The 12,465-nt window shown below is 62.7% G+C and carries 12 protein-coding genes; 10 read left to right on the forward strand and 2 right to left on the reverse strand.

The window, feature by feature from the left end; all coding sequences use genetic code 11:
- The 10 genes from KTN05_RS16395 to KTN05_RS16440 all read left to right on the forward strand — a co-directional run.
- Positions 1-465 (forward strand): MgtC/SapB family protein (locus KTN05_RS16395; protein WP_217330463.1); only part of this gene is annotated, 465 nt, incomplete at its 5' end.
- A gap of 272 nt (positions 466-737) precedes the next feature.
- Positions 738-1,346 carry a pyridoxamine 5'-phosphate oxidase family protein gene (locus tag KTN05_RS16400; RefSeq protein WP_217330464.1) on the forward strand — a complete coding sequence of 203 codons (609 nt, stop codon included), beginning with the start codon at positions 738-740 and terminating at the stop codon, positions 1,344-1,346.
- 57 nt (positions 1,347-1,403) lie between these two features.
- Positions 1,404-2,582 (forward strand): ABC transporter substrate-binding protein, encoded by a 1,179-nt coding sequence (locus KTN05_RS16405; protein WP_254368299.1) that lies wholly within the window; start codon positions 1,404-1,406, stop codon positions 2,580-2,582.
- A gap of 26 nt (positions 2,583-2,608) precedes the next feature.
- Positions 2,609-4,546 (forward strand): ATP-binding protein, encoded by a 1,938-nt coding sequence (locus KTN05_RS16410; RefSeq protein WP_254368300.1) that lies wholly within the window; start codon positions 2,609-2,611, stop codon positions 4,544-4,546.
- A gap of 1 nt (position 4,547) precedes the next feature.
- Entirely contained in the window at positions 4,548-5,819 is a 1,272-nt protein-coding gene (locus KTN05_RS16415) for a sigma-54 dependent transcriptional regulator (protein WP_217330466.1), read from the forward strand.
- Positions 5,820-5,904: 85 nt separating this feature from the next.
- Complete coding sequence (locus KTN05_RS16420; protein ID WP_371823396.1) at positions 5,905-7,293, forward strand: ABC transporter substrate-binding protein; 1,389 nt, start codon at positions 5,905-5,907, stop codon at positions 7,291-7,293.
- A gap of 69 nt (positions 7,294-7,362) precedes the next feature.
- The gene (locus tag KTN05_RS16425; RefSeq protein ID WP_217330467.1) at positions 7,363-9,093 is read left to right on the forward strand and encodes an iron ABC transporter permease; all 1,731 of its coding nucleotides are present in this window, start codon (positions 7,363-7,365) and stop codon (positions 9,091-9,093) included.
- 17 nt (positions 9,094-9,110) lie between these two features.
- On the forward strand, positions 9,111-10,154 hold the full coding sequence (locus KTN05_RS16430; RefSeq protein WP_217330468.1) for an ABC transporter ATP-binding protein: 1,044 nt from the start codon (positions 9,111-9,113) through the stop codon (positions 10,152-10,154).
- A 3-nt stretch (positions 10,155-10,157) separates the two neighbouring features.
- Entirely contained in the window at positions 10,158-10,718 is a 561-nt protein-coding gene (locus tag KTN05_RS16435) for a histidine phosphatase family protein (protein ID WP_217330469.1), read from the forward strand.
- Between the two features lie 62 nt (positions 10,719-10,780).
- On the forward strand, positions 10,781-11,569 hold the full coding sequence (locus tag KTN05_RS16440; protein ID WP_217330470.1) for an HAD-IIA family hydrolase: 789 nt from the start codon (positions 10,781-10,783) through the stop codon (positions 11,567-11,569).
- Positions 11,570-11,959: 390 nt separating this feature from the next.
- On the opposite strand, the gene KTN05_RS16445 is transcribed toward KTN05_RS16440, so the two are convergent.
- A complete protein-coding gene (locus KTN05_RS16445; RefSeq protein WP_305799909.1) occupies positions 11,960-12,097 on the reverse strand; it encodes a hypothetical protein in 138 nt (45 codons plus the stop codon).
- Between the two features lie 37 nt (positions 12,098-12,134).
- The coding region (locus tag KTN05_RS16450; RefSeq protein ID WP_217330471.1) for a hypothetical protein at positions 12,135-12,465 on the reverse strand (331 nt) is incomplete at its 5' end.

Consider the following 12,465-nt stretch of genomic DNA (forward strand, 5'->3'; position numbering starts at 1 on the left):
GAAGGCCCTTCCGTCCACGGGCTGACCACGGCCGCCTCGTTGTGGATCAGTGCCGCACTGGGCATCGTCTATGGTGTGGGCATGTTCGGGCTGGCCTTGATCGGCACGGCCGCGACGCTGCTGGTTCTGGTCGGTCTGCGGATCCTCTATGCTATCCTGCCGCGCAGCAGCGGCCTGCGGCTGACAGTCGTGATCCGGGATGGAGAAGGGCTCGACGTGGACGCGCTGCGCCGGCTGTTGCAGTCGCATGGCCTGCGTGACCAGTCCCTGAGCCAGAGCTTCGATGCGCAGGCACGCAGCACGACCTTCAGCGCCGCGACATGGGGGCCCAGCTCTGCAGAGCGCGACCGGCTCGCCGACGCGCTGCGCGCCCACCCGGCTGTCCTGGGTTTCACCCTGCTGCTGGCGGAAGACGCAGGAGCAACCGAGGTCAGCACCAGGGTGAAGCCCCCGGTGTTAGATTAGTAGCACAGCGGATCCTGCCCGAGTGGCAGCTTACGGGAGAGCTGCCGTGCAGCACCGCTCCTCACCGAATGGCTGCAAAGGGCCGAAATCGCCGGGTGCAACCCTCAGGCCGCTTGATCCCGCAGGGCTCCAAGACGCTGAGCGGCCTCACACCCTGCGAATTCATCTGCAAAGTCTGGACCTCAGAGCCAGACAGATTCATCCTCAACCCGATCCACTAGATGCCGGGACTGAATACGCAATACACAGCAGATCAGTGAAGGGGTTTTTCGATGCCAAAGTGGCTTGAGACGCTGGAGGAATTGCACGGTCACTATGGCTCTCCGGGCGAGGCCTCGCAGATAAAGGTAACGGCGCATCTCACTTCCGGGTATCGCGCTCATATCGAACGCGCCCGCTTTTGTGTTCTTGCAACTGTGGGCCCCGAGGGCACCGACTGCAGCCCCAGAGGGGATGAAGGTCCTGTCGTTCGCATCCAGGACGACCGCACCATGCTGCTTCCGGACTGGAAGGGAAACGAGCGACTCGATTCATTGCGGAATATTGTCCGCGACGGCCGTGTCAGCGTGCTGTTCCTGATCCCTGGTTCCAATACGACGATACGCGTCAACGGGTTGGCCAAGCTCTCACCCGATCAGTCCCTGTGCGGCCAGTTCGAGCGCCTGGGAAAGCGTCCACGGACCGTCATTGCCATTCGTGCAAGCGAGATTTACTCACAATGCGCGAGGGCCTTGATCCGCTCTGGCTTGTGGACCAGCGGTGACGCATCGGCGGGTTTGCCAAGCATCGGCGACATGCTGAAGGAGATTACAGACGGCAGTTTTGACGGCGCGACCTATGATGCCGAGTGGCCGCGTCGTGCGGCACGAACGATGTGGTAACGAGGTTGTCCCATGATCCTCTGCGTGTTGTAACTTAGCATCGTGGAGGACATGTCGATGGGAGGCCACGTTGCCCGCGTCGCAGGCAAATGGAGCGCACTGCTGGGTGCGGCTTTCTGCCTTGTCGGACCTGCCACAGCGGAAGAGCTTCGTATCATCACTTCGTATCAGGAAGAAGTGGTCGAGCCGATGATCGAGGCCTTTGCCCGGCAACACCCGGACATCCGCGTCCGGGTGCTGAACAAGAACACCCCCGCCGCCGTCAGCGAGATGATTGCCGGAAATCAGCGCCGCTTCGACCTGTTCTGGGCGTCGGCCCCGGAGGCGTTCGTTGTGCTTGATGAGGCGGGACGCCTGCTCGATCAGGGCCGAGGACCCTATGCGGATTTCGCCATGTCGGCACTCGGATGGTCCTGGCATGTTTCCCGCGACGATCTGGTGCCCGAGGATTGGGACGATCTGCTTAGCCCGGCTTTCGCAGGTCAGATCGCCATGTCGCACCCGATGCGCTCGGGGACGATGCATTCGCTTCTGGAGACGATTCTGCAGCAGCGAGGCTGGGAGGAAGGATGGGCGTGGGTCCTGGAGCTCGCGGGTCAGCTCAACACCATTTCCGCTCGCAGCTTCGGCGTGCTGGACGGGGTGGAAAAAGAAGAATTTGGGATAGGCCTGACCATCGACTTTCTGGCCTTGACCAGAGACGATCTGCACTTTCGCTATGGAACGCCCGTGACGCTCATTCCGGCGCGGATCGCCTCGCTGCAAGGCGGGCGGCACCCGGAATCGGCGGACAAGTTCGTCGGCTTCGTTCTTTCGGAAGACGGGCAGCGCATCCTGCTGCACCCGGATATCATGCGCATTCCGGTGGATCCCCGCGTTCAGGCAGATGCCCCCCAGTTCTCTGACACGGTCAAGGCCGCGCTGAGTTCCGAGCAGGCACTTTACGATCCGAAGCTCGCGGCAAGCCGCTACTGGCAGGTCAATCATCTCTTCGAGGCATTCGTCGCGCGAGATCTGCTGTTTCGGCGAGAGCTCTGGCGTCGGCTCGGCCGCCTTCCGGGACGGCACGCTGCAGAAATCGCGCAAGTCCGGCGGTTGCTGACCCTGATGCCGCTGAGCGAGGAGCAGGCCCGCCACGCCGCGCCCGAACAAGCGACGGTCCTCGAATGGGCCACCCGGTCCTATGCCACGCTGAGCGAAGTAGAGGCGCTTATCCGGGATCTCGAAGAGCGATGACGCGCCGGGGCACGATCCGGTTCCGTATGGTGGCCGCCCTTGTCGCAATCCTGATCGTCGCGATCGGCATCCTGACCACCGGCATGGTTGTCATGCTGACCGCCGAGCGCGACTTCCGGGATTTGGCGCAAGATCGCATCCCGGCCGTCGCGCTGGCCGGGGAACTTGCCGAAGCGACCGGTCAGTTGGCCGCCCTCACCATGCAGATCGTTGCCGAACCCACGACCAGCTTGGACATGATGAGCCGAGCAGTCGAAACCGCCTCGGCCACCGTTGATGAGGTTCTTGCCTCGCCTGTTTGGACCGCCGCACCCGAACGCGAGCGGACGCGGGAAAGGATGAAGGCCGCGACCCGCTCGCTCCAGCAGGCGCTAAGGGAATTCATTGCGATCAGCGCGCGCCTGGATCAGATGGCGCAGGCAGAGGCGCGTGCCGGGACAGAACTGAGATGGGCCCACGCGGATGTCCAGGATCAGGTTCAAGGCATCCTCAGCGATCTCTCCTTCAATCTCGACACGCAACTGGCGGTCATGATCGACTCGCCCGGCCTCGGCCCACGCAGCGAGGTCGAGCAGTCGCTGTCAGAAGGCTGGCTCTTGCGGGATCGCGTGCAGCAACTGGGCTCCGAAGCGGCGACCCTGACGGCGCTTCTGCTACAGGCACAATCCACGAACTCAGCCGAGATGCTGGAACAGACACGGGCGCTTGGGCGCGACACGTTGGACCAGCTGAGCCTGGGGCAGTTGAACCTTGCCCCTCGTGTTGATGTTGCCCTGCTTATCGACGCACTTGAGCGGCTGAAGGCGCTTGCGACCGGCGATGAGAGCATCTTCGCGCAGGTCCAGCAGCGCCTCGACCAGCGAAGCGAGGCTCTTACCCGACTTCAGACCGCGCAGCTTGGGCTCGCAGAGATGCAGACGCTGCTGACGGGCATGGGCCTGTCCGAACGGATTTCGGCGCAGCGCGGGGCGGATGCTGCGGCATCTGCAATCCTGCGCGGCTCCCTGTGGCTGGGGACCGCCACCCTTGTCGGCGCGCTGGCCACCGCAGTCATAGTGGCGGTGTTCATCCATCGACGCATCCTCGTTCGGATCGAGAAGCTGTCCGCCGATCTCGTCCGCATCGCCCGCGGCACTTCCGACCTGCCCTGGCCCGCAGTCGACTCCACGCGACGAGACGAGATCGAGGACATGGCTGCTGCGGTCGATGTCTTTCGTGTCTCGATACAAGAGCGTCGCGAGGCCGTGGAGCGGCTGGAGAAGACGCAGCGCGAACTGGTGCAGGCCGGGAAGATGGCGGCGCTCGGGCAGATGTCGGCGGCGATCAGCCATGAGATCAATCAGCCTTTGGCGGCGATCGGGCATCGCCTTCACAATCTGCGCGCCGCCCATCCCGACGCCGAGCCCGCCATCCATAGGATCGAAGGTCTTTTGGACCGTATGACGCGCACCGTCGGGCACCTGCGTCGCATCGCGCGCCGTTCGGAGCATCAGAACTCTCGTGTAGATCTGTCCGAACCCTTGGCGGCGGCCGTTGAGCTACTCGACCACCGCTGGCAAAACGAGCGCGTCCGCTTTCGGTCCGCCGCGTTGAAGGGGATCGAGGTGTCGGGCGACGAAATCCTCATTGAACAGGTCCTGCTCAACGTCCTCGGGAACGCACTCGATGCGATAGAAGCTCGCGAGAGCCCTTACGAGGACGGGCTGATCACCTTGGATATTTTCGGCTCCGACGCGGTCGAGCTTGTCATCCGCGACAATGGGGTCGGGTTGGGTGGACATGCCGGCCAGAGTCTCATCGACCCTTTCGTCACCACGAAGGATGTCGGCAAAGGGCTGGGTCTGGGGCTGTCCATTGCGTTCAACATCATGCAGGACATGGGCGGTAATCTCGAGATCGAGCAACGTGAAAGCGGCGGAGCCGAGGTCCGGTTGCGTCTGAACAGATGGAAGGCGGCGGCGTGACATGGCCGAGGTGATGCTGGTCGAGGACGATGCCGATCTCAGGGAGGCAACGGCCGAAACGCTTGAGCGCGAGGGCTTTCGCGTTCACGCCTTCGACAGCGCTGCGCCTGCGCTGAGGGCGCTGGCGCCCGATTTCTCCGGCGTCATCCTCTCTGATCTGCGAATGCCGGGGCTTTCCGGTCTCGAATTCCTCGAACAGGCGCAAAGCCTGGCGCGTGACGTGCCTTTCATCCTGATCACCGCGCATGGCGACATTCCCGTCGCGATCCGCGCGGTGCGTGCCGGGGCCTACGATTTCCTGGAGAAACCCTGTTCTCCCGAGCTGATGCTGACCGCCCTGCGGCGCGCGCAGGCGATGCGGGACATGCATCTTGAGAACGCCCGGCTGCGCCAGACGCGAATCGACGAGCGGATAATCGGTCGATCCCCGGTCATGCAGGATGTGCGGCAGCGGCTGCGCGCGCTGGCGGGGCTTCATCTGGATCTGCTGATCGCCGGCGAGACCGGCACGGGCAAGGAACTGGCCGCGCGCCTGCTGCACGATCTGTCGCCGCGCGCCGCCGGCCCCTTCGTTGCGGTGAACTGCGGCGCACTGACCGAGGCCGAAATTGATCGCGAGCTTTTCGGCACCAGCGACACGAAGGGGCTGGTCGCACGGGCGGAAGGCGGCAGCCTCTATCTGGACGAGCTCGAGGCGATGCCAGACAGGCTTCAGGTCCGCCTGCTGCGTGTCGTCGAGACGCGCGAGATCACCCCCCTTGGCGCCGCGCCGCGTCCCGTCGAGCTTCGGGTGCTCGCCAGCGTGAAGCGCCCGCCCGAGGCTCTGATCGAAGAGGGCAGGCTGCGGCTCGATCTTTTTCACCGCTTCAACGCCGCGATCGCCTTGCCGCCCCTGCGTGATCGCGACGAGGATGCGCTTCTTCTGATCGACCATTTTCTCGCCGAGGCCGCACGGCGTCACGACCTTCCCAGGCCCCATCTCGACAACAGCCTGCGCCAGCGGATTGGCGACCACCTTTGGCCCGGCAATGTGCGCGAGGCACGGAACTATGCCGAGGGTCTGGTGATCGGCCTCGACGACGCATTGGCGCCCGCGCCCGTGGGGGGCACAGGCGATACCCCACGATATGATGCGGCGATGGCTTCCTTCGAGGCCCGCCTGCTGCGCTCCGCGCTGATCCAGACAGGTGGGCGCAAGTCGGATGCGGCAGAGCTCTTGGGGATTCCACGAAAGCGGCTTTACCTGCGCCTGCGTCACCACCGCATGTTGTAGGATCAGATATGGGTCGATACTGACCCAGGCCGCGTGTCGAATTCGACACATAAATCGTTGTAAAACAATGGCTTGATTGGCCATTGTGCATGATGCACAGTTCCCAGGCTTCGGCCGGGACACGCCCGCCCGCGCCTCTGGGAGGAGAGACATGCACAAGATTCTCAAGCTCAGCGCAACTGCGTTGATGATGACCTCGGCTGCGGCCTTCGCAGATACCGTGACGGTTGTTACCTCGTTTTCCAAGGATCTGACTGACCCGTTCAAGGCTGCCTTCGAGGCCGCCAATCCGGACACGACGCTGGAGGTTGTCAACCGCAACACCAACGCGGCGGTCTCGTATCTGCAGGAAACCCGCGGCTCGAATACCACCGACATCATGTGGGCCTCGGCGCCCGACGCGTTCGAGGTCCTCAAGGAGCAGGGGCTGCTGGCAAAAGTGGATGTCCAATATGAGGGCATACCCGACATGATCGGCGGCTATCCGGTCCATGATGCCGACGGGACTTATTTCGGCTTCGCGGCGTCCGGCTACGGCATCATGTATAATACGCGCTATGTTGAAGCGAACGAACTGCCCATCGCCGAGGAATGGGAGGATCTGAAACGCGCCGAATACAACGGCCATGTCGCGATGTCCTCACCCTCGCGCTCGGGCACGACCCACCTGACGGTCGAGACCGTGTTGCAGGGCGAGGGTTGGGACGACGGCTGGGCCACCTGGAAATGGATCTCGGGCAACATGAATACGGTGACCGAACGCAGCTTCGGCGTTCCGGATGCTGTAAACTCGGGTGCGACCGGCTTCGGGATCGTGATCGATTTCTTCGGCCTGTCCTCCAAGGCCTCGGGCTTCCCGGTCGAGTTGGTCTATCCCAGTGTCACCGCGATCGTGCCCGCCAATATCGGGATTATCGAGAACGCGCCAAACCAGGACGGAGCCAAACGCTTTGTCGAGTTTGTCCTGTCGCCCGAAGGGCAGAAGGTGCTTCTTGAGCCCGCCATCATGCGCCTGCCCGTGAACCCCGATGCCTATGCCGACGCACCCGAGGGCTTCCCGAACCCCTTCTCGGAAGACTTCGCGCCCGGCGCAATCGAGTTCGACGTGGAAAAATCAGGCATGCGCTATGAGCTGGTGAATTCGCTGTTCGACGTTCTGGTTACCTACCGGCTGGATGACCTGCGCGCCGCGGTTAGTGCCGTGCAGCGCGCCGAGGCCGCGCAGGCGGAGTCGGGCAATGAGGAAGCCGCCGCGCTGATCGCTGAGGCGCGGGCTCTTATCGAGGCCATGCCGATAAGCGAAGAGCAGGCGCTCGATCCCAGCTATACTCAAGCCTTCACCGTCTCGCGCGCCGATCCTGCGACCGAGGTCGTCGGCCGTCAGGCCGAGATCGAGCAGGAATGGGACCGCTTCGCTGTCGAGAACTATGCGAAGGCCCGTCAGCTGGCCGAGCAGGCCATTGCGCTGAACTGACTCGTCATCGCCGAACCAGTCTCGCGCCGCCCTTGGCGGCGCGGCTTCACGTGATGCCTTGAGGACACCATGCCAGCGATCACCGACAGCCCAAGACGCCGACTCACGCTTTTTCCAAACCTGTCGGGTGCGGCCGTGGCCGGCATCGCGATCGCGATCTTCCTGATGGCCTTCCTGATCCTTCCGGTTGCTCAGGTGCTCTATGTTGCGTTCTTGGACGCGCGGACCGGCGCGTTTACCTTTCAGAACTTCCAGGACTTCTTCAACACGACCCTGTTTCGCGAAAGCTTCGTGAACTCGTTCTACGTGTCGGCGATGTCGGTTGTGGTCGCGACGATGATCGCGCTGCCCCTGGCGTATATTACGACGCGCTTCAATTTTGCGGGCACGGCTGCGATCCAGGCGCTTGGGATCATCCCGCTGATCATGCCGCCCTTTGTCGGTGCAGTGGCAATGTCGCTGCTGTTCGGCCGGAACGGGTCGGTCAACCTGCTTCTGAATCAGTATTTCGGCTTTCGCATCCCATTCATGGAGGGGCTGAACGGCGTCATCCTGGTCCAGTCGATCCACTACTTCCCGTTCATTCTCATCAACTTGTCTGCGTCTCTGCGCAACATCGACCGCTCGATGGAAGAGGCCGCCCAGAACCTGGGCTCGCACGGGATGCGCATGTTTCGGCGGATCGTCTTTCCGCTGGCAATGCCCGGCTATCTGGCCGGCGCGGCGCTCGTGTTCATCAAGGTGTTCGACGACCTCGGCACGCCTTTGCTGCTGAACGTGAACAACATGCTCGCGCCTCAGGCTTATCTGCGGATCACCGGGGTCGGGATCAACGATCCCATGGGCTACGTGATTTCCTTCATCCTGGTGGTGTTCTCGGTCTTCTCCCTGTGGGCGTCCTTCCTTTTCATGCGCGGCAAGGACTATGCAACGGTGCAGAAGGGCGGGGGCGGGCTTTCGCGGCGCGACCTGAACACCCGTGAGAAATGGCTGGCCTGGGCCACGATCCTTCTGATCCTTGCGCTGGTGCTGTCACCGCATATTGGCCTGCTGCTGCTTGCCTTCGGGACGATCTGGTCCTTCTCGCCACTGCCCGACGGCTTTACGGTCCAGCATTTCGGGACGATCTTCACCCAATCCACCCAATATGTCTGGAACACGATCATCTACGCGGGCACCGCCGCGCTGATCGACGTCGTGCTCGGCTGCGCGATCGCTTATATTGTCATCCGAACCGGCCTGACGGGCAGGAAGTGGCTGGACTACATGGCAACTGCAGCGCTGGCCGTGCCAGGCGTCGTGCTCGGGATCGGCTATCTGCGGATGTTCCACGGCATCCAGCTGCCCTTCGGGCTGGGCCAGATGTCCAGCTTCTGGGGCATCATCATCATCGCACTCGCCGTGCGTCGCCTTCCCTACGCTCTGCGCGCCTGCATGGCGGCCCTGCAGCAGGTGTCGCTGTCGCTCGAAGAGGCAGCGGAAAGCCTTGGAGCGTCACGGACCAGCACAATCCGCCGTATCGTGGTGCCGCTGATGACAGGCGGGATCCTTGCCGGCTTCGTCACCAGCTTCGCAACTGCCGCTGTCGAGCTGTCCGCGACGATCATGCTGGTTGGCCGCTCGTCCGACGCGCCGCTGGCCTATGGCATCTATCTTTACATGCAGTCCCCAGCCGGGCGTGGACCAGGCGCGGCACTCGGTATTCTCGCGGTCGTTATCGTGGCTCTCGGCACCTACCTCTCGCAGCGCATCATCGAGCGCGAGCGGTCCCGCCAGTCCACGATCAGCGACCAGCATTGAGTTTCGGAGACAGACAAATGACACAATCCAAAGTGGGCATCCGGATCGAGGACCTGCACCTGTCCTTTGGCGATACGAAGGTTCTGGAAGGCATCCAGCTGGTGATCGAACCGGGCGAGTTCTTCGCCTTCCTGGGGCCGTCCGGTTCGGGCAAGTCAACGCTGCTGCGCGCGATCGCGGGCTTCGGGCCGACGCCGCGCGGTCGCATCCTGATCGGAGACCGTGACGTCGCCACCCTGCCGCCCTGGAAGCGCAATGTCGGGATGGTCTTCCAGTCCTATGCGCTATGGCCCCATATGTCGGTTAGACGGAATGTCGCCTTCGGCCTCGAAGAACGGCGGATGCCGGCAAGCAAGATCGCGCCCAAGGTCGAGGCCGCGCTGGAGACCGTCGGCCTTCTGCATCTGGCCGACCGGATGCCCGGACAACTGTCGGGCGGCCAGCAGCAGCGCGTCGCGCTGGCCCGGACCATCGCCATCGAGCCGCAGGTGCTGCTGCTTGACGAGCCGCTGTCCAACCTCGACGCAGCCCTCAGGGTGCAGATGCGCCGCGAGCTGCTGTCCCTTCAGCGCAAGCTGGGCCTGACAACGATCTTCGTGACCCACGATCAGGAAGAGGCGAACACCACCTCGGACCGGATGGCCGTGCTGGACAAGGGTGTGATCCAGCAGATCGGGACGCCGCAGCAGCTCTACGACTATCCCGCGAATACCTTTGTCGCGGGCTTTCTCGGCACTGCGAACGTGCTGGACGGCACCCATGACGGAACGCATTTCATCACAAGGGGCGGTCAGCGCCTGGCCGTCGCAAACCCGTCCGCAAACGCGAAACGCATCGTCCTGCGGCCGCAGAACATTCGCGTGTCAGGCTCGGGCGAGGGCGTGCCGGGAAAGATCAGCCACCGCGAGTTTCTGGGCAGCCAGATCCGCTATCTGATCGACACACCGGACGGACAGTTGATCGTCGATACGCTTCATGCGACAGGTCACCCGCCCTTCGACGCGGGAGCCGAGGTGAAACTTACGATCGACAGCCAAAGCGCCGCTCTGCTCGAAGATTGACGCATGGGGCAGCTCTGGTTCATCCGCCATTTTCGAACGCCCTGGAACAGCCAGGCTCGCCTGCAAGGGCGGCGGGACATAGACCTGGACGATCCACTGGGCGAGGACGATCTGGCTGCGCTGGCGGCCAACCGCAAGGAACTGGCCGGGCGGGATTTCGAACTGGTCCTGACGTCGCCGCTGCGCCGCGCCCGGCAGACGGCGGCGCTGCACGGGTTCCCGGCGGCCGTGCCTGATCCTGACCTTGCGGAACTTTGCTTTGGAATGTTGGAAGGGCGGACTTGGGCCGATCTCGAGGCCGCTCATCCCGGACTTTGGGGCAGTGACCCACATAGTCTTCCCCTGGGGGAACCATTCGCGGATTTCTTGGAACGCATTCAGCGGGTGCAGCTACGCGTTGTCACTGCAGACAAACCGGTCTTGGCCTTTGGCCACGGCGCCTGGCTGTCGGGTCTAAGGCACATGCTTGACGGAACACCAGGTCTCCACACCAGAAGCATCAACAACGGCGCCCTGATCCGGCTCGATCTGTCGCCGCGCTCTTCCGTCCCTGCAGATCGGTAGAAGACGGTGCCACCCCTCGTCGGCCGAGTCGTGACAGTACCGCCTCAACAGAAAGTCTTTTTGTGCAGTCGAAGATCAAGCTTCCCCGCGACACCGCCATCATCAGCGACCTGGACGGCGTGACCTATCGGGGCGATGCACGCATCCCGTCGGCCGTTCGGGCGTTCAGGCATTGGCACGAACAAGGCGTGCCCTATGCTTTTGTTACGAACAACTCGACCAAGTCCGCCGAGGAGTTTTCCGACAAACTGAACAGTATGGGGATTCACGCATCGCCGGATCGGATTGTCACCAGCTCCATGGTCCTGGCGAAGCGCCTATGCGCAGACCTGCCCGCACGCTCGCGCGTTATGGTCATCGGAGCAAACTCTCTGGTCGAGGCCGTGGCAGCACAAGGTTTCCAGATAGATGATCAGGACGCAAGGGCTGTTGTCGTTGGCCTCGACCGCGCGTTCACGTTCGAGAAATTGCGTAAGGCGCAGTCGGCCCTTCTAGCAGGCGCGTCCTTCTACGGGACAAACCCCGACTGCATGCTGCCTCATGGAGACAGCTACGAACCAGGCGCAGGATCGCTATTGGCTGCAATTCAGACCGCCTCAGGCGTAGCGCCCCTGATCATCGGCAAGCCTCAGCCTTATCTGCTTCATGTAGCGTTGAAGATACTTGGCAGCGATCCCCAGAAAACCTTTATGCTGGGCGATCAGATCGAGACGGACATCATGGCCGGTCAGTCTGCCGGGCTGAAGACGATCCTCGTGCGGACTGGGGTCCCGCCGAAGGGAGTGTCTGGCGTTGCGCCGGACATTGAGGTGGAAACGCTTCTTGAGCTTGACGTCGACTTTGACGCATAGCGCCAACGACGCCGCGGCGTCTAGCAGACAAAGCGGTCGCAAGGCGCAGAATAACGCGACAGACTAGCCGTTTTCGGCATCAAATTGGTTTAGGCGTTGCGGGCGCGAGTGCGGGGTCTGCGCGCATGTCCGGCTCGTCAGCTGCTCGGGAAAGAAGGGCTCAGTCCCACTGCCATCACCCGGCGGCTCGGGATCGCGCGGTCATCGGTCTACAGGTTCCTGCCCGCGACCGATCAGGCAGGCTCGCAACAAAGCACAGAGGCTTAGCTTGGAGAGAACTGGCGCATCCTTCGCCTCGAGTTCGGGCCTTTATCTCAGCTGCCGTAATACGAGCGGGGCAGCTGAGACTCAGGACATTTCAGATCCGACATCAAGCTGAGTTACTAACTCTTAGCGCAGATCCCTCGGCAGCAGAACGTCGGGCAGGTTCTGGTAGCAGACGGGCCGCAGGAAGCGGCGGATCGAGAGCGTGCCGACAGAGGTGGCGCCGAAGTTGGTGCTGGCGGGATAGGGGCCGCCATGAACCATGCAATGTCAGAACTGCCGGAACCAGTTTTCAGTCACATCAGGCACGATTCTTCATCGAAGTGGACTGGGGCTCGATCTTTGGTTCCGCGCGACCGAGGAGGTCATCTTTAACTGGTCTCTCTTCGGCCATCTTCCATCCCAAGCGCTCGCTGAGAGGCTCGGGATCGCGTATGTCACAGCCCACCGCGCAAGAAAGGTCATTGTGACCGACGTAGGTCTCGGCGGCGAAGGTCTGCTGAGCCGAGCGATTTTCAACTAGCGCCGCTTGGAAGCGGCTAGGCTCCAGACTCATTGATTTCAGAGCCAGAAGAGGACGGTAGCGGCGAGAGCGACGGCGGACAGGAAGACGATGGGGCATCTGTCGTAGC

The organism is Paracoccus sp. Z118 (assembly GCF_019061185.1).
Lineage (GTDB): Bacteria > Pseudomonadota > Alphaproteobacteria > Rhodobacterales > Rhodobacteraceae > Paracoccus.